The sequence below is a fragment of the Streptomyces cathayae genome (assembly GCF_029760955.1).
Lineage (GTDB): Bacteria > Actinomycetota > Actinomycetes > Streptomycetales > Streptomycetaceae > Streptomyces > Streptomyces cathayae.
Window position 1 is genome coordinate 584,164 of the sequence record NZ_CP121682.1, and the last position, 24,560, is coordinate 608,723.

A 24,560-nucleotide genomic window follows, 5' to 3' on the forward strand; every position below is an offset into this window, starting at 1 on the left:
GGAGGACCGGCGCATGGAGCTGCGCAGTGTCGAGGAGCTGATGGACCTGCTGTACGCCTGCCGGGGCACCCGGGACTCCCCGGGCCCCGGCGGCGCCCCGGTCGACACGTACGACCACGCCCTGCGGACCGCCGCGCTGCTGCGCCGGGGGCGCCCCGCCGACAAGGAGCTTCAGGTGGCGGGCCTGGTGCGGCCGGTCGGACGACTGCTGCGGCCGGGGGAGCCGGACACCCGGGCGGACCGGGCCGCGGACGCGGTGCGCGCGCTGCTCGGCGAGCGGGTCGCCGGCCTGGTCCGCGGCCGGCCCCGGCCCGGCCTTCCCGCGGAGGACGACCTCCTCGCCCTGCGCGCGGCGGACGAGGAGGCCCGCACCGCCTGTTTCGACGCCGGGGTCCTGGAGGACTGGCGCACCGTGCTGGAACTGCTGGCGGCGCGCAACTCCCGGCTGGAAGCGATGGACTGACGGGGCCTCGGCCGTCACCACCTGCCGGGTGCGTAGTCCTTGAGGAAGACGCCGTACAGGTCCTCGCCCGCCTCACCGCGCACGATGGGGTCGTAGACGCGGGCCGCGCCGTCCACCAGGTCCAGGGGTGCGTGGAAGCCGGCGTCGGCGAGGCGGATCTTGTCCGGGTGGGGGCGCTCGTCGGTGATCCAGCCGGTGTCGACGGCCGTCATCAGGATGCGGTCGTTGTCGAACATCTCCTGGGCGCTGGTGCGCGTGAGCATGTTCAGGGCCGCCTTGGCCATGTTGGTGTGCGGGTGGCCCGCGCCCTTGTAGCCGCGGTCGAAGACACCCTCCATGGCGGACACGTTCACGATGTACGTCCGCTTCGCCGACGCGGCCGCCATCGCCGGACGCAGCCTGCTGATGAGCAGGAACGGCGCCGTGGAGTTGCAGAGCTGGACCTCGAGCAGCTCGACCGGGGTGACCTCCTCGACCGTCTGCACCCAGCTGTTGGTGTCGTGCAGGTCCGGGACCAGGCCGCCGGCGTCGATCGCGGTGCCCGCCGCGATGCGGTCCAGGGAGGCCGAGCCGGAGACCAGGGCCAGGCCCGTGACGTCCTGCGCGGTGAGCGCGCCGGAGCCCGCGACGGGCAGCTCGGCCACCGCGCCGGAGCCGAAGCCCCCGATCACCTCGGCGGCGGGCAGTTCGCCGGCGGGCAGCGGCGCGGACTCGGCGGCGAGCAGCTCGCTGTAGGCCCGCGGGGAGCGCCGTACGGTCTGCGCGGCGTTGTTGATCAGGATGTCCAGCGGGCCGGCGGCGGACACCGAGTCGGCCAGCGCGACGACCTGGGCCGGGTCCCGCAGGTCGATGCCGACGATCTTCAGCCGGTCGATCCACTCGTCGCTGTCGGGCTGGGCCTTGAAGCGGCGGACGGCGTCGTTCGGGAAGCGGGTGGTGATCGTGGTGTGGGCGCCGTCGCGCAGCAGTCGCAGCGCGATGTACATGCCGATCTTGGCCCGGCCGCCGGTGAGCAGCGCGCGCTTGCCGGTGAGGTCGGTCCGGGCGTCGCGCCGGGCCCGGTTCTCGGCGGCGCACTTCTGGCAGAGCTGGTGGTAGAAGTAGTCGACCTCGACATACCGCTGCTTGCAGATGTAGCAGGACCGGGGGCGCTGGAGTATCCCCGCGATCTGGCCCTCCTCGGTACGGGACGAGGGCAGGATGCCTTCCGTCTCGTCGTCGATGCGCTCGGCGGACCCGGTGGCGGTGGCCTCGGTGACCGCCTTGTCGTGGGCCGTCTTGGCGGCCCGGCGCTCCTGGCGGCGGCGCTGCTTGACCGTGCGGTAGATGTGCGAGGTGGCACGGCGGACCTTGATCGCGTCCGGGTGGTCGACGTCCAGTGTGTCGAGTTCCGCGAGCACGTCGAGGCACACGGCCAGCCGCTCCGGGTCGATGCCGGGCCCGTACGCCACGGCGTCCCCGTGCGGCACGTGCGCCACGGCGTCCCCGTGTGTCACCGCGTCCGTGGCCCGCAGGCCGTCCTCTGTCACCGTCATCGCCGTCGCCGTTCCTGGTCTGCCGTGGCGGCGCTCCGGTCGCGCCCGCTGCCGAACGGGGGATTTTACGGAGCGCCGGGCCGCAGCACCAAACCCGCGGCGGGCGACGGGTCAGGGATCACATGCGGAGATGAGCGTCGCCACCTCCTCGAAGACGGCCCCGGCGAGCCGGTCGAGGTCGGGGACGGCGGCTCCGTCGGCGACCAGCCCGTAGTGGACGCGGCCGCGGTAGGTGGAGACGGCGACCGCGAGGGAGTGCCCGGGGGCGAGCGGCGCGAGGGGGAAGACCGCGCCGAGCGGGTCGCCGCCGAGCCGCAGGCCGAAGCCGGGCAGCGGCACGCTGGTGACCAGGACGTCGAACCAGAGCCGGGCCGCCTGGCCGACCAGGGGGCCGCCGAGCCGGTGGCCGAGCGGTGGCACGTGGTCGGCGAGCAGGGCGACGGCGCCCGCGCCCCGGTTCGGGCCCGCGTCCTTGTTGCGGTCCATGGCGGTGCGCACCAGGGCGAGGCGGGCGAGCGGTTCCGCCTCGTCGACCGGCAGGCGGAGCAGGTAGCCGGAGAGCCGGTTGCCCTGGGGGTGCGCGGTGCGCGGGCGGCGCCGGGAGACGGGGACGAGGGCACGCGGGGTAACGCCCTCACTGCCGGCGCCGCGCTCGTCGAGCCAGCGGCGCAGGGCACCGGCGACGACCGCGATCAGCACGTCGTTGACGGTGCCGCCGACGCTCTTGCGGATCCGGTGCACGTCGTCGAGGTCGAGGACCGCTCCGGCGGTGCGGCGGGTGCCGCTGGGCTCGCAGGCGAGCGCGGGCGAGGAGCGCACGTCGAGGGTGGAGCGGGCCACCGCGGCGCCGATGTCCAGGGCCCGGCCCGCGTCGGACAGGAGGCCGCGGACGAGGGCGGGCACCTCTCGCACGTCCGGGAGCAGTCCGCGGGCCGGCTCGGCCGGGCGGGGCCGCGGGGCGGGCAGGTCCATCGGGTCCATCAGGGCCGCGGCGAGGGTGAGGGCCCGCAGCCCGTCGGCGAGGGCGTGGTGGAACTTGAACAGGACGGCGAAGGAGACACCGTCCTCCCCCGGCAGCACATGGGCCTCCCAGGGCGGCCGGGTGCGCTCCAGGGGCCGCTCCATGAGCCGGCCCGCCACCGAGTGGAAGTCGGCGGTCGGGGCGTGCAGCCTGACGTGGTTCTGGGGATCGAAGCCGGGGTCGGTCTCCCGCTCGGCGCCGCCGAAGGCCAGCGGCCGGCGCAGGGCCGAGGCCACGGGGCGGTGCAGAGCCGGGAACGGGGGGCGCGCGGGCAGCGGTTGCCACACGTCGCGGATGCGCATCCGCAGTCCGGGCACGGCGGCGGCGCGGGAGGCGAGCAGATCCGCCGCGTGGGCACCGGCGGTGGGCGAACGGGCCGAGAAGACCCCGAGGGCCGCGAGGTGCATGGGGTGATCGGCGGACTCGATGTTCCAGAACGCCAGGTCGAGAGGAGCGAGCGGGTCTGCGTTCAAGGCGTGCCTCGCATGACGACGGGATGGAGCAGCAGTACACCGCCCCTGACTGATTACGGTCAAGTACGATCCCGCCACAGACAGTTAACATCAGATTACGCCTCCGCCCCTCCCGTCGGTACGACGAAAGGGGCGGACTTCACCGGGCGGACGGGGTCACGGCCGTGCGGTCGGAACCTTCCGGGACGACGTCAGAAGGGGTACCCGGAACGGCGATCGGGTCGTCTCCCGGGGGAAGGCCCGGGGTGACACCCCGGGTGCCGAACGCCACCCGGACGGGCGCGGGCCGCCGGGGGAGTCGCTCATCGCGCGGCACCCTGGGCCGGGCACCCCGCGGGCCGCGCCCGGGACGCGTCCCGGATCAGGGCGTCATGGCCGGCCTTCACCCGGGCGACGTCCGGCTTCAGCACGCGTCGGTCGTAGGTGAGCAGGCCGTTCAGTTCGCCCTCCACGTCCGAGATCTGCGTGTACACGGCGCCGTTGCTGCCCCGGCAGACCAGGGCCCGTACCTCGTCGAGCTTGGTGAGGTAGTCGTCGGTGTAGGTCTCCGGGTCGACGTCGACGTACGACTGCTGCACCGACCAGGCGTGACCGGGCACCGCCAGGCCGAGGCCGCCGTACTCGCCGGTGACCAGGGCGCGCCGCCCGTCCGGGCGGGGCGGAAGCGCCGGGCTGGGATAGCCGTGCTCGTCCATGATGTCGCCGGCGTTGCCGTCGGCGCCGAGGTTGAGCCCCGACTGGTTGTTGACCAGGCGCGACGGGTCCCAGGCCTTGGCCTGCTCGGCGACGCGGCCGACGTCGTACTGGCCCCAGCCCTCGTTGAAGGTGACCCACATGACGATCGACGGGCTGCTGATGTGCTCGTCGATCATCTGCTTCATCTCGCGCTCGTAGCGGGCGCGGGCGGACCCGTCGGGGTTCACCCCGGCCCTCATGGAGGGCATGTCCTGCCACACCATCAGCCCCAGCCGGTCGGCCCAGTGGAACCAGCGGTCCGGCTCGACCTTGATGTGCTTGCGCACCGAGTTGAACCCGAGCTCCTTGTGCACGCGCAGGTCGTACGCGAGGGCCTCGTCGGTGGGCGCGGTGTGCAGGCCGTCCGGCCAGAAGCCCTGGTCGAGGGTGGCCATCAGGAAGACGGGTTCGCCGTTGAGGACCGTGCGCGGCACCCCGTCGATCTCCTCCACGGCGATGGAGCGCATCCCGAAGTAGCTGTCGACGCGGTCGGCGCCGACGGTCACCTCCAGGTCGTACAGGAACGGGTCGTCCGGCGACCACAGGCGCGGGTTCGCGATCTTCAGGGTCAGCGGCTCCCCGGTGCGGCCGGTCGCCGTGGCGACCCTGCGCCGTCCGTCGTACGCGGTCGCCCTGACCGGCAGGCCGTCGCGGACGCCCTTCGCCTCCACGGTGAGCCGCTCGCCGGGCACGTCCGGGACCAGCTTGAGGGAGTCGACGTGGTCCCGGGTGACCGGTTCCATCCAGACCGTCTGCCAGATGCCCGAACTGGGCGTGTACCAGATGCCGCTGGGGTCCAGGCGCTGCTTGCCGAGCGGCGGGTTCTCACCGTTCGCGGCGTCGGTGGGGTCGTACACGCCGACGATGAGCTCCTGGGTGCGGCCGGGCTTCAGCGCGTCGGTGATGTCGGCGCTGAACTTGTCGTACCCGCCCTCGTGGGCGGCGACCTTCGTGCCGTTGACGTACACCTCGGACCGCCAGTCGACGGCGCCGAAGTTCAGCCGCAGCCGCTTGCCGGAGCCGATGCGCCAGTCCCGGGGGACGATGAAGGTACGGCGGTACCACATGCGGTCCTCGTGCCGCTGGATGCCGGAGAGCCGGGACTCCACCGGGTACGGGACGAGGATGCGCTCCTTCAGCGTCTTCCCGACGGGTGGCCGCTCCCCCTCCTCGGCGGCGGCGAACTGCCACTGCCCGTTGAGGTTGCGCCACTGCTCCCGGGTGAGCTGGGGACGCGGGTACTCGGGGAGGGCGTTGTCCGGGCCCACCTCGTCGGCCCACTCGGTGCTCAGTTCGTGGGTGGAGCGGTTGGGCCCGCTGCTCATGAACGCGTCCACGGGGTCGCCGCCCGTGGTGGTCAGTCCGCCCCTGCCGTCGTAACGGACGTCGGCGGTGCCGCGGGCGGTGCCCGTCTTGTTGCCGACGACGGGCTCGGCGAGCGTGACGAGCAGGGCCTTGGGGTCGGCCGGGTCCGGCTCGGCCTTCGTCAGCGGCCACTGCGCACCGCCGATGACCGCGTTGACGTGCTCGGTGAGACCGGCCGGGGGTACGGCGAGCGGACGCGGGAAGTCGAGCTTCAGGGTGCGCCCGGAGCCGAGGACGGTGGCCGCGAGGGCCCCGTCGTAGTCGAAGCCGTCCGGCAGGCGGAACGCCGACTGCGGTACGGGCTGCTTGGTGCCGCCGGGTTCGGTCCAGCGCAGGTGGAGGTTGGAGCCGCCGTAGTGCTCGAAGTACTCGACCTTGATGTCGTGGGCCTTGCCGGCGGTCAGCTCGATCGGTTCGGCACTCTGTTCGCGGTCCCAGTCGTCGACCCAGTGGTCGATGGCGAGCCGGCCGTCGATCCACAGCCGGAAGCCGTTGTCGCCGATGATCGAGAAGGTGTGCGCGCCGGTCTTCTCCGGCACGATCTTCCCGGTCCAGCGGACGCTGACGTGGTCCGACCGGCCCGTGGTGAAGTTCAGCCGCGGCTCCAGGTTGTCGAAGTCGAGGTGCGGATCGAAGGCGGTGGCCTTGAGCTCGTGGAAGTCGAAGGCGCCGGGGGCGGAGTGCGTGTAGTACTCGCCCTTCAGCCCGTGGATGTCCACCGGATCGTCCTCGGCCGCGGTCGCGGTCTGGCCGGTCGCGGTGAGCCCCGCGAGCCCCAGTGCGGCGGCCAGGAAGAGTGCGAAACGGTTTCTGAGTCGTCTGATGCGCACGGATCCTCCGTCGGTGAGGAAGGTGACGGCTCTCTGCTCGGTTCTCGGTGCTCAGTGCTCGATTGCTCAGTGCTCGATTGCTCAGTGCTCGGTTGCGCGGTGCGTGTTCTGTTCTGTGCGTTGCACTCGCCTGTACAACGTTGTCATGAACAGCAGTTGGCATAACAGCACGGATTCCGTCGTCCGTCCAGGGACATGACAAAGGCCCGCCGGGACCGCGAGGCGCGACGGCGCCGTGCCCCCTAAGGGGAGCCACCAGGGGACCTCCGTCGTGCGGCACCCACCCAGGGGATGACGGGGCCGTCCGCGTACTCCATCGGCAGTAGGACGCATTGGGTGCTCAGGGACGACGACGGGAACAACGGGACACGGCATCGTGTTCATCATGAAAGCCGACCGATCGCCGCGCCGGGCCGAGCACCCCGGCCTCACGCGGAGGAGCTGCCGATGAGCGCCCTCGCGTTGTCCGTGCTGCTGTCGTTCGTCTCCGCCGTGGCGTACGCGGGCGGAGCGATCGTGCAGGAGCGGGTCGCGGTGTCCTCGCCCGGCGAGCAGTACGCTCCGCTGCGGCGGCCGGGCTGGTGGGCGGCGGTCGCGCTCAACGGCCTCGGCGGCCTGCTGCACGTGGTGGCGCTCGCCTACGGCCCGCTGAGCCTCGTCCAGCCGCTGGGCGCGCTGACCATCGTGTTCGCGCTGCCCATGGCCGCGCTGTTCGTCGGCCGCAGGGCAGGCGCCACGGCGTGGCGCGGCGCCCTCATGGCGACTTTCGGTCTCGCCGGTCTGCTGTCCCTGGTCGCCGCGTCCGACGCCCAGTCCCTCGACGGCGTCCAGCGGGCGGCGGCGGCGTCGGTCACGGCCGTCGCGGTCGGCGCCCTGACGGTGGCGGCCCGGACGGTGCGCCGGCATCCCGCCGTGCGCGGCATCCTCCTCGCCGTCGCCTCCGGTGTGGCCTTCGGCATGTCCTCCGTCTTCACGAAGGCCGTGGCCGTGGACTGGACCGACGGCGTCTCGGTGACGGACGTGCCGTCCCTCGCGGTGATCGGCGTGTTCGCCACGACCGGGCTGCTGCTGTCCCAGGCCTCCTACCGGGGCGCCGGTCTCGCGGCTCCGCTGGCCACGCTGACGGTGGTGAACCCGGTGGTGGCGGCCGCGGTCGGCATCACGATGTTCGGCGAGACCTTCCGCTACGGCACGACGGGCACGGCGCTCGCGCTGAGCTGCGGCGTGGTGGCGGCCGGCGGCCTGATCCTGCTGACGACGGAACGACTGGCGCGCGAGCAGCACCAGCCGGAGCCGGCGGGCGCCGCACGGTCCGTGCCGGCCGCCGGGTCGCCGTCCGACGCCGCCGAGGAACTGCTGCCGGCCGAACTCGCCCGGCCGGTACGGGTGCCGGCCCCGGCACCCGTACCGGCCCCCGTGGGCGCCGCCCCGGAGACCGGGACCACGGTCGCGGTCGTCGAGCCGGACCCGCCCCTGACGCTGGTCGCCTACGCACCCTTCCACGGCGGCCCGTACGTACCGATGCCTGTGCCGGACCGGCAGCGCACACGGGTCACATCTTGACGCCGCCCGCCCTCAGGTAGGTGACGGGGTCGATGTCCGATCCGAAACCGGGCCCCGTCCGCACCTCGAAGTGCAGATGCGGGCCCGAGCTGTTGCCCGTCGAACCGGAACGACCGACGCCCTGGCCCGCGGCGACCGACTGGCCGCTGCGCACGGAGATCGCCGACAGGTGGGCGTACTGGCTGTAGCGGCCGTCGGCGTGCCGGACCACCACCTGGTAGCCGAACGAGCCCTCCCACCCGGCGCTGACCACGCTGCCCGCCGCGACCGACTTCACGGGTGTGCCGGTGGGCACGGGGAAGTCGACACCGGTGTGGTAGCCCTTCGACCAGGAGGAACCCGCCTGGTGGTACGGCGTGCCCAGCGGGGCGCCGACGGGTGCCACCCGGGTGGCACCACCGGACGGGGCGGCACGGTCGGCCCGTTCCTCGGTGCGCTGCGTGGGCGCCTTCTTCTCCGCGGTCCTCTTCTCGGCGGTCTTGCTCTTCGTGGCCTTGCTCTTCGCGTCCTTCTGCTCGGACGACTTGGACGAGCTGGAGGGCTTGGAGGACTTGACCGGCCCGCGCTGCCCGGACTGCTTGGATGCCTTCCCGTCGGGCAGGGTGAGGCGCTGGCCGGGCAGGATCAGGTCGGGGTCGGTGCCGATGGTCGCGCCGTTCGCCTCGTACAGCCCGCGCCAGCCGCCCCGGACCCGCTCCTCCGACGCGATGCCGGACAGGGTGTCGCCGTGGACCACGGTGTACATCTCGGCGCGGCCCGCCCGGGACTGGGGCGTGTGCTGCGGCTTGACCTCCTCGACGGTGGAGCGTCCGGTTCCCTTCACCTCGGTCCGGTCGGCGGCCGGCCGGATGTCGGGGGTCTCGCCGCCCCGGGTCAGTCCGGCCCGCTGCGAGCAGACCGGCCAGGCGCCGGGCCCCTGCCCGTCGAGCACCTTCTCGGCGACGGCGATCTGCTGGTCCCTGGTGGCCAGATCCGCGCGCGGCGCGTACCGGGTGCCGCCGAAGGCCTCCCAGGTGGACTGGGTGAACTGGAGCCCGCCGTAGTAGCCGTTGCCGGTGTTGATGTCCCAGTCGTCGCTGGACTCGCAGGCGGCGACCCTGTCCCAGGTGTCCGCGTCGGCCGCCTGGGCCACGCCGGTGCCCAGCAGGGGCAGCGCCACCCCCGCCCCGCCCGCGGTGACGGTGAGTGAGGCACGGTTGATTCGGTTCGGCTGATACCGGCGGTGCCGGCCGCGCACGGCCATGGAGTCCCTCTCGACAACGCGTCAGGAGGGGCAAAAGTAAGCGCTGCGAACTGACGGTGACAAGACGGCTATCGGCCGTGCGGATGCGCCAAGTGGCTGGTACTTTTCGCCCGTTGCGCCCCGGTTGCCACCGTCGTGCGGCCCGCTCGCACAAAGGCGCGGGCGTGCGCCGAACACGTGTGTGCGCCGGACGGGTCCGTACGGGTCCGGATGAGTACGGAGGGGGGTCCCGCCCGTATGTGGCTGCGGGGTGTCGTGGGACCCGCGCGTGCGGGCGGGGTAGCGGCACGTCAGGATGGTCGCGACGGTCACAATGGTCGACGGCGGGGCCTGCGGGCGCCGACCGGCGGCACAGGAAAGCCCGGCAGCACCACCGACCCCCCGGCAGTACCGATACCAAGGTCACTAGGAGCCACCAATGAGCAGTTCAGCGCAGATCGGCGTCACGGGACTCGCGGTCATGGGCCGTAACCTCGCACGCAACTTCGCCCGCAACGGCTACACGGTCGCGGTGCACAACCGGACGGCGGCGCGCACGCGTGCGCTGGTGGAGGAGTTCGGGCACGAGGGCGGTTTCGTGGCGGCCGAGACGGCGAAGGAGTTCGTGGCGGCGCTGGAGCGTCCGCGGCGGCTGGTCGTCATGGTGAAGGCCGGTGAGCCGACGGACGCCGTGATCGAGGAGTTCGCCCCGCTGCTGGAGCCCGGTGACATGATCATCGACGGTGGCAACGCCCACTTCGCCGACACCCGCCGCCGGGAGAAGGCGCTGCGCGAGCAGGGCATCCACTTCGTCGGCATGGGCGTCTCCGGCGGTGAGGAGGGCGCGCTGCACGGACCGAGCATCATGCCGGGCGGCCCGAAGGAGTCGTACGACTCGCTCGGCCCGATGCTGGAGAAGATCTCCGCCAAGGCGGCCGACGGCACGCCCTGCGTGTCGCACATGGGCCCGGACGGTGCCGGGCACTTCGTGAAGATGGTGCACAACGGCATCGAGTACGCCGACATGCAGCTGATCGGTGAGGCGTACCAGTTGCTGCGCGATGTCGCCGGGTACACGCCCGCGCAGATCGCGGACATCTTCCGCACCTGGAACACCGGCCGGCTGGACTCCTACCTGATCGAGATCACCGCCGAGGTGCTCTCCCACGTGGACGCCGCCACGGGCAGGCCGTTCGTCGACGTGGTGGTCGACCAGGCGGAGCAGAAGGGCACGGGGCGCTGGACCGTGCAGATCGCGCTCGACCTGGGTGTGCCGGTGTCGGGCATCGCGGAGGCGGTGTTCGCGCGCTCGCTGTCCGGTCACGCGGCGCTGCGGGAGGCCTCGCGGGGCCTCGCCGGCCCGAAGGCCGCACCGCTCGGCGAGTCGGAGGCGGCGGCGTTCGCGGACCGGGTGGAGCAGGCGCTGTACGCGTCGAAGATCGTGTCGTACACGCAGGGCTTCCACGAGATCGCCGCGGGCAGCGAGGAGTACGACTGGGACATCGACCTCGGCGCGGTCTCCGCGCTCTGGCGCGGCGGCTGCATCATCCGGGCGGCTTTCCTGGACCGCATCCGGGCCGCCTACGACGCCCGCGCCGACCTGCCGAGCCTGCTCTCCGACGAGACGTTCGCCCGGGAGATCGCCGACGCGCAGGACGACTGGCGCGAGGTGCTGATCGCCGCGACCCGCCAGGGAGTGCCGACCCCCGGCTTCGCCGCGGCCCTCGCCTACTACGACGCCCTGCGCGCGGAGCGCCTGCCGGCCGCGCTCACCCAGGGGCAGCGCGACTACTTCGGCGCGCACACCTACCGGCGTACGGACCGCGACGGCTCGTTCCACACGCTGTGGGGCGGCGACCGCTCGGAGGTCTCGGCGTAAGCGGAGGACGGCGAGCGGGCGCCCGCCGACTTGGTCGGCGGGCGCCCGCTCGCCGTACCGGCCGTCAGGTGAGCGGCGGGCCCGGCTCCGGGGCGGGGACGGGCCCGGGGCCGGGCGGAATGGGCGAGGGCGACGGTCCGGGCGGCCCCGGCGGGGGTGGCGGCGGCCCGGGGACGGGCGGGGTCGGCCCCGGAGCGGGCGGTCCCGGGGCAGGCGGTCCCGGGGCGGGGGGCGGGGGTGTCGGTCCCGGGCCGGGGGGCGGCTCGGGGGGTGGGACCGGCTCGGGGTCCGGCCCCGGGGCGGGCCCCGGGGGGACGGGGTCCGGAGCGGGCCCGGGGGTGCCGGGGTCCGGGGTGGGGCTCGGTGGGACGGGGTCCGGGTGCGGTTGCGTCATGGCGGGTGTCCTCCGGCCAGTCGGTCGACGTCGGCTCTGGACTACTCCCCCGCCTACCCGACGGCCGCGCCCCCAGTCACTCCCCCGCAGGACGGCGCGGGGCCGACCGGCGCCCTCCCCATACCGGACACCGCCGTGTCGCCCGCCTCGAAGCGGGACCGGGCGCCGTCGGCCGGACGACCCCCGGCACGGGGGTCGTCCGGCGAGGTCAGAAGCGTCCGGGGTGCGCCGCCAGCCACGCCTTCGCCGCCCGGAGGAGCTCCGGGGAGGCCGCCGGGGCCTGGTCGGGGTGCCGTTCGGCCCACTTGACGACGTACGGGCAGAGCGGGGCGACCGCGACGCCCTCACGGGCGGCCGTGGCGTACAGCTCGCGGGCCAGAGAGCCGGCGATGCCCTTGCCCTCGTGGGCGGGTTCCACGACGGTGTGGACCGGAACGATCGCGTGCTCGGGAGCTTCGAGCACGAAGTACTCGATCCGGCCGACGACCTCGCCGTCGCCCGCCACCGCCTCCAGGCGGCCCGCCGCCCGGTCGTCGCGGATCTCGATGTCGCTCATGGACACATCACGCTCCTGCCTCTGCCTGCCACCGTCCGCGCCGGTCAGGCCGTGACGGCCTGCGGGCTGCGCTGCTGGTCCGACCCCGGCACCGGCTCGGACGGGTCGGCACCCAGGGCGACGATGCGGTTGTCGGCATCCACGTGCACCACCCGGGGTTCCAGCGCCCGCGCCTCGGCGTCGGTCACCTGAGCGTAACTGATGATGATCACCAGGTCACCGGGGTGGACGAGATGCGCCGCGGCCCCGTTGATCCCGACGACACCCGAGCCCCGCTCCCCCTCGATGACGTACGTCTCCAGCCGGGCCCCGTTGGTGACGTCGACGATGTGCACGAGCTCACCGGGCAGCAGATCGGCGGCGTCGAGCAGATCGGCGTCGATCGTCACGGACCCCACATAGTGCAGGTCGGCCTGGGTGACGGTGGCGCGGTGGATCTTGGACTTGAACAGAGTACGCAGCACTTTGGACTCCTGGAAGACGGCTCCCTGCCTGCTTTGTGCAGGTCAAGGGCGGTGTCACTCTACAACTGGCACTCGCCCGAGTCGAAGATTGTGAGGAACATCGCTTCACTTCGGTGAGCCGGCTCCCTGCCTGGGCTTCCGTACGAACCAGGCTGTTGCGGCTCGCCGAACACGCCCCTACCCGAACACTCTTCGCGGAACGCGCCAGGGACCGATGCTGACGAAACGCCGACCTACCTGACGGCGCATCGGGAGCGTGAGGGCAGGGATACGAGGTGGTCGGCGTCAGTGAGCGCCGCCGACGCGATGAGGACCGACACCCCGGGCCCCGGTGAAGTTGAGGCGCGGCTGGCGTCCAACCGGCCGCATGACTCGCAGGTGCAGCGGGGGCTGGATATGCCGGCAGCTCTGCCGAGGCTTTCGACGACGCCCACTACGGGCGCGTATCGGTCCGCCACGGACACGTCCTCGTGCGGAGCCGTACTTCCAGGGTGCGCCGCGCTTTGTCGTATCCCCCCTGGTGTCAGGGGAGGTGTCGTCTAGCGTCTGGTCTGTCGCGAAGGGATGGAGGCAGTGCTGATGAGCGGGAGCGGCGGGAAACGGAGCCGTCTTTCATCCAAGGCGGTTCTCGCCGTGTGGGTGCGCAGTGGAGGCAGGTGCATGCTGTGCAACGCGTACCTGCTGGAGGGGGCGATGTCGGGACGGACGCTTCCTTTGGGGGAGGTCGCGCACATCGTCGGGCAGAGCACTGATCCGTGCTCGCCGCGCGGCGGGGATCTGTTGGAGAAGGCGTTGCGGGATGAGGCGGACAATCTGATGCTGCTGTGTGCCCAGCAGCATATAGAGATCGATGCGAAGGCCGCGCTGGACGCCTTCACCGTCGAGTCTGCGCCGTGCGAAGCAGGAGCATGAGAACCATGTCAGGCACCTGACCGCGCTGGGGCCCGAGAGGGCCACCACGGTGGTGCGGATGGTGGGGCCGGTGCAGCACTTTGGACTCCCAGAAGACGGCTCCCTGCCAACTTTCCGCAGGTCAGGCGCTTCGTTCACTGTACATCGACATGCCTGCAACTCGAAGACTCCGCACAACGTCGCGCACCGTGGCGAGTAGCCTCCCCACCTGCGCAATCTGCGCAAGGAGACTACCGTCAAGCCGTCGACCGGATGCCTTGGCGGAAGCCTGCCCCTGTCCGATGCCGATTGGATGCCGACTCACCTGATGCGACGTCATACGCCGCACTCTCCGGCGCAAGTGGAGAACCGGGCAGTGGCAGCGAGATGCAGGATCAGGACCAACCGGCACACCCCTGACTCACGCGACGCGCCACCTCCGTACCTTTTACGCCCCTTCGTTACACCGAGGACCCCAGTGAGCCCGGGCGGATCACGACAGCGCTATCGACCAGGCGAGGCCGCAGAGCGCACGGTAGCGACAGGTCACAGCCACGACACCACCCCGGGCCGCCCTCCGCGGGCAGTTGGCGACCCACTTTCCCGATCCGTCCGTCACTCCCCGTCAAACCGGGACAGCGCCGTGGGGCCACCTCAGGAGGGCGCCGAGCCGGATCGCCACAGCAACGCGGATCGTAATGACATTCATTTTCATGTATCGTCTGCCTCGCTCACCGATCGCACCCGGAGGTCTCCTCATGGCCGTACCCAAACGCAAGATGTCGCGCAGCAACACCCGACACCGTCGCGCGCAGTGGAAGGCCACGACGCCGCAGCTGGTGACGGTCACGGTGGGCGGCGTGCCGTACCGCGTCCCTCAGCGGCTGGCCAAGGCGTACGAGCGTGGCCTGCTCCGCCCCGAGGGCTGACACCGCATGAGCCACGTCCCCTCGCGGCGCCTGCCCGTCACCGTCCTGTCGGGGTTCCTCGGCGCCGGCAAGACCACCCTGCTCAACCACGTTCTCGGTAACCGCGAGGGCCTGCGTGTCGCCGTCATCGTCAACGACATGAGCGAGGTCAATATCGACGCCGCCCTGGTGCGCGGAGGCGAGGCAGCCCTGTCGCGCACCGAGGAACGCCTAGTCGAGATGACCAACGGATGCATCTGCTGCACCCTGCGCGACGATCTGCTCGAAGAGGTGGACCGGTTGGCGCGCGAGGGACAATTCGACTACCTCCTCATCGAGTCCTCCGGCATCTCGGAGCCCATGCCGGTGGCCGCCACCTTCGCCTTCGCCCGCGACGACGGCGCCACCCTCGACGAACTGGCCCGGCTGGACACGATGGTCACGGTGGTGGACGCCGCCAACTTCCTGCCCGAGCTGGCCGGAGGCGACGAACTGGCCGCACGGGGCCTGGACCAGTACGAGGACGACGAACGCACGGTCAGCGACCTGCTGATGGACCAGATCGAGTTCGCCGACGTCATCGTCCTCAACAAGCTGGATCTCGTCGACGCCGTGTCCGCCGACCGGCTGCGCGCCACCTTGGCACGGCTTAACCCCGCCGCCCGCGTGGTGCCGGCCGTGCGGGGCCGCGTACCGGTCGGCGAGGTCCTGGGCACCGACCGCTTCGACCTGGAGCGGGCGCAGCAGGCTGCGGGCTGGGTCAGGGAGCTCAACGGCGACCATGTTCCCGAGACGGAGGAGTACGGCATCTCGTCGACGGTCTTCCGCTCCGGAACACTCTTCCACCCAGGGCGGCTGTGGTCGTTCGTGACCGAATCGCTGGACAGCGGCAGCTACGGACAGGTGCTCAGGTCCAAGGGCTTCTTCACGCTGGCCAGCCGGCCCCGTGTGACGGGACTGTGGTCCCAGGCCGGCTCGGTGGCACGCTTCGAGCCCTCCTTCGCGCGTAACACCGACAGCCCCTTCGTCCAGGAACTCGTGTTCATCGGCACCCAGCTGAACGCCGAGGCCCTGCGGGCGGCCCTGACCGGCTGCCTCATGCAGCAAGGCGAAGCCCTGCCCGCTTCCGACCCCTTCCCCGCCTGGGACACCTACGCCTTCGACGAGAGCTGCGCGCACGAGCACGACCCCCTCACCACCGTGACGGGGCACTGAAACTCCGGCGGGCGGTGGTCGCAGCCACGGCACCGTCCGGCCCGGTACACACCTGTGCCGGAGAGGCCACTCATGGACAACAGGAAGAAGCCGCGCCTGGCGACGGTGCAGGAGACCCGCCTCATACCGCTGTATGCCCGCGCCGTGAGAACCGCGAGGAACACGCACTTCTGAGGGACGCACAGGCCGAAGAGATCGTCGCCTCGATCGACTACGACTTCGGACGCTTCGGCGATCTCCCGAGCCTCACCGGCGCGCTGCTGCGCACCCTCCTCTTCGACTGGTGGGTGGCGGACTCCCTGTCCGCGCACCCCGACGCCACCGCGGTCGCGATCGGCACCGGACCCAACACGCGCCACGAACGTGTCGACAACGGCCGCGCCCGGTGGTTCGACCTCGACCTGCCCGATGGGATCGGCCCACGCGGGAACTTCTTCACGGACAGCGCCCGACGGCCTCGGCGATGGACGAGGCGTGGGCCGCGGAGGTGGCCTCGCACGCCACCGGGCCATACCTGTTCGTCGCGGAGGCCGTACTGTCCTGCCTGCACGAACCCGGCGTGCGCGAGGTCATCGACCTCCTCGCCGACCACTTCCCGGGCGCCCTGCTGGCCCCGGGCACCGCCGGCCTCGGTTTCTTCGACACTCAGGAACAGCACGACGTCCTCAGCAAGGTCATGACCCGCTTGCACTGGCACTGCCCCGCCCCGCCCAACTGGCCGACTGGTGGTCGGGGCACGAGTACCCGGCGTCACACACCCTCACCAGCCTGCCCGAGGACCTGGTAGCCCAGTCGCCACTCCCCTACCAGCAGATGGTGTCCGCCATGGCCGCGCAGCGGCTCCCCCAGGCCGAGGGCTACCGGCTCAACCTCCTGCGCCTGCCCTGACATCCACTGGCACGCTCCGCGGGAGGTCCGGCCATGACTCCGCCGAGTCACAGCCGGCGGCTCCGCCCGCTGTGCGAGCGGCGCGGCTACCAGGAGGACTTGGTGACCCCGGGCAGGAAGCCGGCGTGGGCCTGCTCACGCAGGCGGACCCGTGACAGGCCGAACTTCCGCAGGTGACCGCGCGGTCGCCCGTCCACGCTGTCCCGGTTGCGCACCCGGGTGGCGCTCGCGTTGCGGGGCTGGCGCCGCAGTTCTTCCACTGCGGCCCGGCGTTCGGCGTCGGTGGAGGACGGCCGGCGAATGACTCCCTTCAGCTCGGCACGGCGGGCCGCGTACCGCTCGACGGTCGCCTTGCGCTTCTCGTTCTGGGCGATCTTGCTCTTCTTGGCCATCAGACCTTTCCCCCTCGGGCGCGGATGCGGGCCACGGCGGCCTCGATGCCGATGCTGTCGACAGTCTTGACCGCCTTCGCGCTGAGCGTCAGCCGGACATGCCGCCCCTCGCTGGGCAGCCAGTAGCGCTTGCGCTGGATGTTGGGGTCGAAACGGCGCGAAGTGCGCCGATGCGAGTGGGAGATGGTGTTGCCGAAGCCCGGCTGAGCACCAGTCAGTTGGCAGTGGGCGGACAAGGTCGTACCTGCCTCTCATCGGGGACGACTAGTTTTCGATAATGGAAACCATTCCCATATAGTAGCGCTCATGGCACGCAACGAGGTACGTCCGATCATCAAGCTCCGCTCCACCGCGGGAACCGGCTACACGTACGTCACCCGCAAGAACCGCCGCAACGACCCCGACCGCATGGTGCTGCGCAAGCACGACCCGATCGCCCGGCGCCACGTCGACTTCCGCGAGGAACGCTGACCTCCCGCCACTCCACCACCGGCCCCCGATCCCAAGGACGCCCCATGAAGCACGGAATCCACCCCGCTTACGGCCCCGTCGTCTTCCGCGACCGTGCCGCGAACTACGCGTTCCTCACCCGCTCCACCATGACCAGTGACAAGACGATCGAGTGGGAGGACGGCAACACCTACCCGGTGGTCGACGTCGAGATCTCGAACGTCAGCCACCCCTTCTATACGGGGACCGCCCGGGTCCTGGACACCGCCGGGCGAGTCGAGCGCTTCGAACGCCGGTACGGTCGGAGCGGAGCCAACTGATGGGGGACGAGACCGGGCTGCCCGTGGTCATCGTCGCCGGGCTCCATCGCGAGGCGCGCAGGAAGGTCGTGGAGGGCCTGTTGCGCCTGGTACCCGACAGCGTCGCCCTTCACCACGACCTGTCCACAGCGGCCGACGGCACCGTCCTGCGCCAGGTGCGCGATGCTTCGGGTGAACTGACACGAGGCGAGGCCCCGTTGGTCAACGACTGCGCGTGCTGTGCGCTGCGCGAGGACCTGGTCCCCGAGCTGGAACGGCTGGCGGACGCCGGCCTCAGCCGGCTCGCCGTCGTCGAACTGTGGGACTCCGTAGAACCCAAAGGGATGGCCGAGGTCATCGTCCGGCACGGTGCCGACGCGGTGCGGCTCACCAACGTAATCACGGCGGTGGACCCGGCTCTCGTACTCCCCTGCCTCGGCAACGGCGACGACCTCGCCGAGACGGGCCTCGCGGCCGCAGCCGCCGACCATCGCACGGTCGGCGACACCTGGGCCAGGCAACTGGAGTACGCCCCCGTCCTCGCCGTCGCGGACAGCGAGGACGCCGACGACGAGGACCGGGCGCTCCTCACCCAACTCCACCCCACCGCCAGGCAGGTGAGCGCCGACTCTCCGGAGCTCGCCCGACTGGCCTTCGCCGGCTTCGACGCCGAAGCCGCGGCAGCAGCCCAGCACCCCGCCTGCGCCCTACTCCCCCAGGAAGCCGACGAAGCAGGCGTCACCACCTTCGTCTGGCGTCGCCACCGCCCGTTCCACCCCGAACGCCTCTACCAGGCGCTCGAAGACCTCTGCTGCGCCGCCGCCCGCAGCCGCGGACGGTTCTGGCTCGCCGACCGCCCCGACACCCTGCTCGCCTGGGACGCCGCAGGCGGAGCCCTGTGCGTAGAGAGCGCCGGCCCATGGCTCGCCTCCCTGCCGGATGCCGCCTGGGAAATGGTCCCGCCCGTACGCCGAGCGGCCGCCGCACTGGACTGGCACCCCGAACACGGGGACCGCTGCCAGCACCTCGTCTTCACCTCACCCGGCCTGGACCGTGACGGACTCGCGCGGGTGCTGGAGTCCTGCCTACTCACCGACGCCGAGTACACCGCAGGCCCCGAAGCGTGGAAACAACTGCCATCCGCCTTCGACTCTCTGCTCGACCCCGTTGCGTAGAACAGGCCCCATCCACCCCAACACAGAAGGAGCACCATGGCCCCCCGCCAAGGTCCCCGCAAGCCGCTGAAGTCCCGTCCCAACCCGCTGGACGCGGCCGGCATCACCTACATCGACTACAAGAACACCGACCTGCTGCGGAAGTTCATCTCCGACCGCGGCAAGATCCGCAGCCGCCGCGTCACCCGCGTCACGGCCCAGCAGCAACGACAGATCACCACGGCGATCAAGAACGCCCGTGAGATGGCGCTCCTTCCGTACTCGAGCCGGTGAGAAGCGACCGCTCCCCCCTGCGCAAGCCTTTCTGCAGGGAATTCGAAAGCGCACAGAATGCACCCCTAGGAGCAGGGGTGCATTCTGCATTCCTGGGAGGGGTGTCCTTGAAACAGTCAGTGGTCGTCCCAGTGGCCCTCGTGAGCCGCGTGACGGTGGCCGTCGTGCACGTAGTCCATGTGGTCACCGTGGGGGACCGCCACGTGCCCGCAGCCCTCACCGTGCGCGTGGGCGTGTTGGGCGTGCTCACGGTGCTCGCCCGCCTCGCACTCATCCGCGTGGCCGTCGTGCTCACGGTGCAGATGCCCATCGTGCACGTAGTCGACGTGATCACCGTGGGGGACCGCCACGTGGCCGCAGCCCTCTCCGTGCGCATGACCGTGCCCTGAATGCGGCTGATGTTGCAGGGATGTCGCCACTTCACTCATCTCCATGAATCAGACCACCGCATGTTCGCGACGGCAGCTTCCAGTATCCTTCCTGTTTTCTACCCTCGCGGAGAACGCTGCCACGAAGAACACACATCAGCAAACAGGCTGATTGCACAGCGTGCTGCCGATAATGATTTTCGATGCTTTACCGGAGGATCCGTTCCGCGGTTCGCGGTGTGCACAGTCGGATCCGGGACCTGCTGAATGGCGAACCTCAGATGTGGGACGACGCTTCGGAGCTTCTCGCAGGTTTCCCCGATCCCGCGTTCGGGGCTGGACTGGGCGGTGACTTCTGCGCCCGCGCGCAGGTATGTCTCGTCGCCCCTACCGATGAGGGTGCGCAGGACGAGGGCCGCGTTGAGAGCGTCGCCGGTGCTCCCCCGGAAGACCGCGTCGCCGTACAGGCCACGGGGTCCCTCTTCGTGGCGGGCCAGGGTCCGGAGGGCGGAGCGCTTGGAGACACCGGTGGCGGTGATCGCGGGAAGAGGGAGGCGAAGACGTCCCACGCTCCCTCGTCGGGCCGCAGCCGGCCTGTCACCCGCGAGGCGGGGTGCTGTACCGAACCGCGCGGCCGGACCGCCGTGGACTCCTCGACCGCCACGGAATCGGGCCGGCACACCACGGCCGAGTAGGCGCTCGTTCTCCGCCGGGTTCGTACCGCGGGCGCGGGTGCCGGCGAGCGCCTGGGTGCTGACGCTGCCGTTCTCCCCGACCTCCAGGACGGTCTCCGGGCTGAACCCGGCTGCCCGATAGCCGCCGAGATACAGCAAGCAGGAGCGAACAAGGGTGTTGGCCCGGCGGCCCGCGAGATAGGTCGCGGGGAAGTCCATGGGTGGTCCGGCGGGCAGCGGGACCTCCGGGAGACGACGGCCTTCTCCAGAATCCCGGCACGGATGTCCTCGACAGTTCCCGCGCTTCCATAGGCGGCGGTGCCGGCCGCGATGATCCGCTCGGTCACGTCCGGAGCGGTCCCGTCCGGTGGAAGTTGCGGGGTCGTCGGCTCCGCCGGCAGGTCGGCGACCTTGCGGAGCCACGTCCCGTCCACCGCGCGGACCACGGACCGGGCGCGCAGTGCGTCGGCGAACACCGGCTTTGGCCTGCCGTCGGTGGAAGAGGTCCAGGTGTGCCCCGCCGCCCGCGCGGTGATGCCGGTCGCGTACACGGTGAGGCTCACGGCGGAGCCCGCAGCGAAGTGCCAGGTAACCGCCTGCTGCCTCGTAGACCATGTACGGGGCGGCGAGAGCGGCTTGGGCGAGGCGGGCGGCGGTGACCGCGGGGTCGTGGCAGGGCTTCAGGGGGCTTGAGCACGCGAGTGGCGGCAGGAGTCCGCCCATGAGTCCCAGGTGTTCATCAGGCCGGTGCTCATCGTGTCGTGCCTTCCCTTCGACGCCGCGGTTGTGTCCGGTGGGCCGCTGGTGCCAGGTGCGGGGTCATGACCGTGCCGCCTCCAGCCGCCAGCGGTGGGCCCGGGCCCACCGCCGCCAGAAGGACGCGTACGTGCCGGCCACCGTGACCAGGTCGTCGTGCGTGCCTCGCGCGGTGATCTCGCCGTCCTCCGGGACCAGGATCTGGTCCGCGCGCACGACGGTGCTCAGCCGGTGCGCGATGACCAGCAGCGTCTTGTGGTCGGCCAGGGTGCGCACGGCCTCGGCAAACAGCACCTCGTTCTCCTGGCCGAGTGCGGCGGTGGCCTCGTCGAGGACGAGGATCGGAGCGTCCTTTAACGGTGCGCGGGCGATGGACACGAGCCGGCGCTGCCCGCCGGACAGCCGCGCGCCTCCCTCCCTCACCTTGGTGTCCCAGCCGTCGGGCAGCTCCGCGATCGCCCGATCGAGCCCGGGCAGATCCGCGGCTGTGGACAGTCCGCCCGGGGCGGCGTCCGGGGCCGCGATCCTGACGTTCTCCTCGATTGTGCCGTCGAAGAGGTAGACGTCCCGGAAGACGAGGGAGACATGGGCGGTTAGGTTCGTCGGCGACGATCTCACGGACCCCCACGCCGCCGATGCGGACGGTGCCCTCCGTGGTGTCCCGGAAGCGGGCGATCAGGCCGGCGACCGTGGTCTCGCCGGCGCCGGGGCCCCACCAGGGCGGTCATGCCGCGCTCGGCCAGGCGGAAGGTCACGTCGTGCAGGACCGGACGTGCCGAAGCTCCGTCGGCCGTTCCGACGTCGTAGCGGAAGCCGACCCCGGTGAACTCCACGCTCGCGTCGCAAGGTGTCTTCGGCTCGGCGGGCTGCGGGAGCGGCGGTTCGTCGAGAACGGCGCCGAGCCGTTCCAGGGTGTTGCGGGCGATGCCCATGCCCGCGCCGCCCGGGCGGCGGACGACACGCTGTCGATGAAGCGGACGAGCAGGACCAACCCCCCAGGACCGCTATCTCTTTGACTCCATATTAGGGATGATTGCCATGTGCAACACCTCGCTGCGCCACCAGAGACGTCCGGTCCATGCGAGGCCCGTTCCGTCGTTGAGACCGACCCGCACGTTGGGAGGTGGGGCGTCCTGCGCGACGCACCGGCAACGCGGTCACCAGCCCCCTGGCGCCCGACACGGCAGCGGACGGCCGTGCTGAGCGCCTTGTACGAGCGCGCCGGCTTCACCTCTAAGCAGGAACTGCACGAGGCCCTCGAAGCCAAGGGCATTACCGTCGGCCTGACCACGGTCTACCGGACCCTGCACGCCCTGAACCGCTCAGGGCAGGTCGACGTCGTGCGGGACAGGACTGGGGGACGTCTCTATCGCCCGCGGCCCGCCGACGGGCACCGTCACTACCTCGTCTGCCGCGACTGCGACTCCAGCACGGCGGTCGACGCGGACCCCGTGGAACGCTGGGCGGACAACCTGGCCGAGACCATGGGGTTCACCGAGGTGGGACACACCATTGAACTGACCGGCGTCTGCGACCGCTGCCGCGTCGGCCCGACCGCGCGGAACCCGGCCGTGCAGGACGCCTGAGCGGCGTTTCACGTCCGGCCTGCGGCGTGGGTCCCCGTCCATCGCGCTCGCCCAACCCCCACCGTGCGCAGGCCGCTCCGGCACCACGCCCGTGTCTCGCCAAGCTGCTCCGGGCGGGCGCCGCGTGGTAGCTGCCCGCAACTCCCTGTGGGCGGTGCGTCCGGGTGATCGGGCGGTGAGGCCGAGTGGTGTGAGCACCAGGAATCACGCGTTGGTGTGAGGCGGGCTCACCGATGCCGTACGCCTCGTCGCGTGGACGGTCGTGCATGTCGTCCTCGGCGGATCCACACTCGTCACCGTCGTCACGGTCGCCGGTCTCCTCGGCCCCGCGCTCGCGCTCGACCTCTACGCTCCGCCCGTCGCTGCCCGGTGGACGGTGTTCACCGCCATCGTCGTTCAGGGCCTCCCGTTCCTCCTGCTCGGCGCGCTGGTCTCAGCGGCCATCGGTGCCTTCGTGCCCGAGCGCGTCTTCACCCGGCTGTTGCCGCGCAGCCAAGCCCTCGCCGTACCCGTCGCGGGCGCCGCGGAGACCGGCACATGGGTGACCGCGACAGGCACGTGGCGTCCCGAGGGCGAACTGGGTTCCCCCTCGGCCTGGCCCCCCGGTGCTGGACGCCACGCCCGTCGAACGGGTCGCGGAGCCGTCGGACCCGTACGAGGAACGCTGACAGGGGCAGCGGACGGCGCACTCGGAATCGCACGCCTGGCAAGCTACCGGTTATGACAGCGCCTGAGGTGTCACCTACTCCCGTGATCGCACAACTCAGCCGGCCCCATGACGCCACCGCAGCCGTCCGACGGGTCCTCACCGCGTGCTGGACGGCAGTCGTCAACGCCGGAGGGGCCGTCGTCCCCATGGACTGCCCGCTCCCGCCGGTGACCGAGGCGGCGCTCCGCCCGGCGGTCGGGAGAATCACCCGTGGACTGTCCCCTGAGCACAGCAGGCTCCTCCTGGCGACCATGGACGGCGCGCTCGCGGGCTGGCTGCTGCTTCGCCGCGAGCCGCATCCTCTCGTGGCGCACTGCGGCGTGGTGAACCACGTCCAGACACATGTGCACTTCCGTGGCATGGGTGTCGGAATCGCACTGATGCGGCACGCCCAGCGCGTGGGGCGTGCCGAGGTGGGGCTGGAACGGCTGCAGCTCGGCGTACGGTCCGGTTCGGGGCTGGAAGAGTTCTACCGCAAGGCGGGCTGGACGGAGGTCGGCAGGTGGCCGGGCGCGCTGCGGGTGGCGCCCGGTGACGGCCGGGACGAGATCCTGATGAGTCTGGCTCTGTGAAATGCCTTGGCCTACCCGTTCCCCGCAACGGTCCCAAGCGGCTTTCCCGGCTGCCGTCCTCAGGTCCTGAGGGGAGCGGGGAGTCCGCGCGTGTCGCCCATGATCGCCACCAGGACGGTGCTGTCGCCGAACTGCCAGACCGGCGCGACATGGGCGAAGCCCGCCCGGCGCAGCAACTCGGCGTGGCGGTGCACCGTCACCCGCTCGTCGCCCCCGCTCCCGGCGCGGACGGCCTGGCGCCGTCCGCGTTCGTCGAACAGGTCCGCCAGTTCGGGGTCCCGGGCCGCGGCGTCCCACCAGGACCGCCAGTCCTCCTGTGCGCGGCCGCCCGTACGCTCGGACCTGCGACGGCCCACATGGGCGGTGAGGTCCGCGCACTGTGCCGCGCCCGGCGGGAAGTGGTCTCCGTTGACGAGGACGCCGCCGGGGCGGAGCAGGGACGCGAGGGAGCGGTACGTGCGCAGCAGCGTCTGCTCGGGCAGGTAGTGCAGCGCGGTCGTCGAGAGGGCGGCGTCCAGGGGACGTCGCAGTCCGAGGGCCCGGGTCCAGCCCTCCTCGCCGATGACGGTGTCGACGTAGCGGGCGGCGTCGGCATGGTGGGTGCGCCCCAGCTCCAGCAGCAGGGGGTCCATGTCGGCGGCGATGATCTCCGCGCGCGGGAAGCGGGCGGCGAGCCTGGCGGCCAGGGAGCCGGGACCGCATCCCAGGTCGAGCAGGAGAGGGTGGGCACGGCCGGCGATGGTGTGCTCGACGACGTCCGCGATCACGGTGAACCGCTCCTCGCGGTCCACCGCGTACCGTTCCTGCTGCCCTTCCCAGCGCTCCACCCAGGCCCTGGCCGTCCCCATGCTCACGCCCATCGCTCGCGCCACCTCATCCGTCTCTCGTCCATCCGTGGGCACGG

Annotated in this window: 23 protein-coding genes and 5 pseudogenes; 14 read left to right on the forward strand and 14 right to left on the reverse strand. The window is 71.5% G+C overall.

Annotated features, from left to right (window positions below; genetic code table 11):
• Positions 1-13: 13 nt before the first annotated feature.
• Positions 14-463 (forward strand): hypothetical protein, encoded by a 450-nt coding sequence (locus PYS65_RS02775; RefSeq protein WP_279332107.1) that lies wholly within the window; start codon positions 14-16, stop codon positions 461-463.
• Positions 464-477: 14 nt separating this feature from the next.
• On the opposite strand, the gene PYS65_RS02780 is transcribed toward PYS65_RS02775, so the two are convergent.
• The 3 genes from PYS65_RS02780 to PYS65_RS02790 all read right to left on the reverse strand — a co-directional run bounded on the left by PYS65_RS02780 (position 478) and on the right by PYS65_RS02790 (position 6,422).
• Positions 478-1,998: an SDR family NAD(P)-dependent oxidoreductase gene (locus PYS65_RS02780; RefSeq protein WP_279332109.1), complete on the reverse strand. Its 1,521-nt coding sequence runs from the start codon at positions 1,996-1,998 to the stop codon at positions 478-480.
• A gap of 111 nt (positions 1,999-2,109) precedes the next feature.
• The gene (locus PYS65_RS02785) at positions 2,110-3,492 is read right to left on the reverse strand and encodes a wax ester/triacylglycerol synthase family O-acyltransferase (RefSeq protein ID WP_279332111.1); all 1,383 of its coding nucleotides are present in this window, start codon (positions 3,490-3,492) and stop codon (positions 2,110-2,112) included.
• 302 nt (positions 3,493-3,794) lie between these two features.
• On the reverse strand, positions 3,795-6,422 hold the full coding sequence (locus PYS65_RS02790) for a PA14 domain-containing protein (RefSeq protein ID WP_279332113.1): 2,628 nt from the start codon (positions 6,420-6,422) through the stop codon (positions 3,795-3,797).
• 447 nt (positions 6,423-6,869) lie between these two features.
• On the opposite strand from PYS65_RS02790, the gene PYS65_RS02795 reads away from it, so the two are divergent.
• Entirely contained in the window at positions 6,870-7,985 is a 1,116-nt protein-coding gene (locus tag PYS65_RS02795; protein ID WP_279332115.1) for a DMT family transporter, read from the forward strand.
• Here PYS65_RS02795 and PYS65_RS35050 read toward each other — a convergent pair.
• Together PYS65_RS35050 and PYS65_RS35055 are read right to left on the reverse strand one after the other, a co-directional pair.
• Positions 7,975-8,370: pseudogene (locus tag PYS65_RS35050) on the reverse strand (M23 family metallopeptidase); the annotation flags it as partial. The gene PYS65_RS02795 and the pseudogene PYS65_RS35050 sit on opposite strands and share 11 nt — an antisense overlap.
• 209 nt (positions 8,371-8,579) lie before the next feature.
• A pseudogene (locus tag PYS65_RS35055) lies at positions 8,580-9,228 on the reverse strand (transglycosylase family protein); the annotation flags it as partial.
• Positions 9,229-9,646: 418 nt separating this feature from the next.
• Between PYS65_RS35055 and gndA the strand changes: the two are divergent.
• A complete protein-coding gene (gene gndA, locus PYS65_RS02805; protein WP_279332119.1) occupies positions 9,647-11,086 on the forward strand; it encodes an NADP-dependent phosphogluconate dehydrogenase in 1,440 nt (479 codons plus the stop codon).
• Between the two features lie 602 nt (positions 11,087-11,688).
• Here gndA and PYS65_RS02810 read toward each other — a convergent pair.
• The gene (locus PYS65_RS02810; RefSeq protein WP_279332121.1) at positions 11,689-12,036 is read right to left on the reverse strand and encodes a GNAT family N-acetyltransferase; all 348 of its coding nucleotides are present in this window, start codon (positions 12,034-12,036) and stop codon (positions 11,689-11,691) included.
• Positions 12,037-12,080: 44 nt separating this feature from the next.
• Positions 12,081-12,500 (reverse strand): aspartate 1-decarboxylase, encoded by a 420-nt coding sequence (gene panD, locus PYS65_RS02815; protein WP_279332123.1) that lies wholly within the window; start codon positions 12,498-12,500, stop codon positions 12,081-12,083.
• A 660-nt stretch (positions 12,501-13,160) separates the two neighbouring features.
• Here panD and PYS65_RS02820 point away from each other — a divergent pair.
• From PYS65_RS02820 to PYS65_RS02835, 4 genes are all read left to right on the forward strand, one after another.
• Complete coding sequence (locus PYS65_RS02820) at positions 13,161-13,412, forward strand: hypothetical protein (protein WP_279332126.1); 252 nt, start codon at positions 13,161-13,163, stop codon at positions 13,410-13,412.
• Between the two features lie 737 nt (positions 13,413-14,149).
• Entirely contained in the window at positions 14,150-14,320 is a 171-nt protein-coding gene (gene rpmF, locus PYS65_RS02825) for a 50S ribosomal protein L32 (protein WP_279332128.1), read from the forward strand.
• Between the two features lie 6 nt (positions 14,321-14,326).
• The gene (locus tag PYS65_RS02830) at positions 14,327-15,514 is read left to right on the forward strand and encodes a GTP-binding protein (protein ID WP_279332131.1); all 1,188 of its coding nucleotides are present in this window, start codon (positions 14,327-14,329) and stop codon (positions 15,512-15,514) included.
• A gap of 463 nt (positions 15,515-15,977) precedes the next feature.
• Positions 15,978-16,301 (forward strand): hypothetical protein, encoded by a 324-nt coding sequence (locus tag PYS65_RS02835; protein ID WP_279332133.1) that lies wholly within the window; start codon positions 15,978-15,980, stop codon positions 16,299-16,301.
• Positions 16,302-16,488: 187 nt separating this feature from the next.
• Here PYS65_RS02835 and rpsN read toward each other — a convergent pair whose 3' ends face one another.
• On the reverse strand, positions 16,489-16,794 hold the full coding sequence (gene rpsN / locus PYS65_RS02840) for a 30S ribosomal protein S14 (protein ID WP_279332135.1): 306 nt from the start codon (positions 16,792-16,794) through the stop codon (positions 16,489-16,491).
• The gene (rpmB, locus tag PYS65_RS02845) at positions 16,794-17,030 is read right to left on the reverse strand and encodes a 50S ribosomal protein L28 (RefSeq protein WP_279332138.1); all 237 of its coding nucleotides are present in this window, start codon (positions 17,028-17,030) and stop codon (positions 16,794-16,796) included. Before rpmB ends, rpsN begins: the two co-directional genes overlap by 1 nt.
• A 70-nt stretch (positions 17,031-17,100) precedes the next feature.
• Here rpmB and rpmG point away from each other — a divergent pair, with 70 nt between their 5' ends.
• From rpmG to rpsR, 4 genes are read left to right on the forward strand one after another with little or no spacing between them, the layout of a single operon-like run.
• Positions 17,101-17,265 (forward strand): 50S ribosomal protein L33, encoded by a 165-nt coding sequence (gene rpmG, locus PYS65_RS02850; RefSeq protein WP_279332140.1) that lies wholly within the window; start codon positions 17,101-17,103, stop codon positions 17,263-17,265.
• A 44-nt stretch (positions 17,266-17,309) separates the two neighbouring features.
• A complete protein-coding gene (locus tag PYS65_RS02855) occupies positions 17,310-17,564 on the forward strand; it encodes a type B 50S ribosomal protein L31 (RefSeq protein WP_279332142.1) in 255 nt (84 codons plus the stop codon).
• Positions 17,564-18,718: a CobW family GTP-binding protein gene (locus PYS65_RS02860; protein WP_279332143.1), complete on the forward strand. Its 1,155-nt coding sequence runs from the start codon at positions 17,564-17,566 to the stop codon at positions 18,716-18,718. Before PYS65_RS02855 ends, PYS65_RS02860 begins: the two co-directional genes overlap by 1 nt.
• A 36-nt stretch (positions 18,719-18,754) precedes the next feature.
• Positions 18,755-18,991 carry a 30S ribosomal protein S18 gene (gene rpsR, locus PYS65_RS02865; protein ID WP_279332144.1) on the forward strand — a complete coding sequence of 79 codons (237 nt, stop codon included), beginning with the start codon at positions 18,755-18,757 and terminating at the stop codon, positions 18,989-18,991.
• A 116-nt stretch (positions 18,992-19,107) separates the two neighbouring features.
• Here rpsR and PYS65_RS02870 read toward each other — a convergent pair whose 3' ends face one another.
• The 4 genes and pseudogenes from PYS65_RS02870 to PYS65_RS02880 all read right to left on the reverse strand — a co-directional run bounded on the left by PYS65_RS02870 (position 19,108) and on the right by PYS65_RS02880 (position 21,407).
• Positions 19,108-19,419, reverse strand: a complete 312-nt coding sequence (locus PYS65_RS02870) for a hypothetical protein (protein ID WP_279332145.1) — start codon at positions 19,417-19,419, stop codon at positions 19,108-19,110.
• Between the two features lie 59 nt (positions 19,420-19,478).
• Positions 19,479-20,044: pseudogene (locus tag PYS65_RS35060) on the reverse strand (chorismate-binding protein).
• Positions 20,045-20,111: 67 nt separating this feature from the next.
• Positions 20,112-20,756, reverse strand: a pseudogene (locus PYS65_RS35065) (hypothetical protein); the annotation flags it as partial.
• A 96-nt stretch (positions 20,757-20,852) separates the two neighbouring features.
• A complete protein-coding gene (locus PYS65_RS02880; protein WP_279332146.1) occupies positions 20,853-21,407 on the reverse strand; it encodes an ATP-binding cassette domain-containing protein in 555 nt (184 codons plus the stop codon).
• A gap of 515 nt (positions 21,408-21,922) precedes the next feature.
• Between PYS65_RS02880 and PYS65_RS02885 the strand changes: the two genes are divergently transcribed.
• The 3 genes and pseudogenes from PYS65_RS02885 (at position 21,923) to PYS65_RS02895 (ending at position 23,656) form a co-directional block, all read left to right on the forward strand.
• Positions 21,923-22,375, forward strand: a complete 453-nt coding sequence (locus PYS65_RS02885) for a Fur family transcriptional regulator (RefSeq protein ID WP_279337828.1) — start codon at positions 21,923-21,925, stop codon at positions 22,373-22,375.
• A gap of 262 nt (positions 22,376-22,637) precedes the next feature.
• A pseudogene (locus PYS65_RS02890) lies at positions 22,638-22,901 on the forward strand (permease); the annotation flags it as partial.
• A 194-nt stretch (positions 22,902-23,095) separates the two neighbouring features.
• On the forward strand, positions 23,096-23,656 hold the full coding sequence (locus PYS65_RS02895) for a GNAT family N-acetyltransferase (protein WP_279332147.1): 561 nt from the start codon (positions 23,096-23,098) through the stop codon (positions 23,654-23,656).
• Between the two features lie 59 nt (positions 23,657-23,715).
• On the opposite strand, the gene PYS65_RS02900 is transcribed toward PYS65_RS02895, so the two are convergent.
• Positions 23,716-24,516 (reverse strand): class I SAM-dependent methyltransferase, encoded by an 801-nt coding sequence (locus PYS65_RS02900; protein ID WP_279332148.1) that lies wholly within the window; start codon positions 24,514-24,516, stop codon positions 23,716-23,718.
• Between the last annotated feature and the right edge of the window lie 44 nt (positions 24,517-24,560).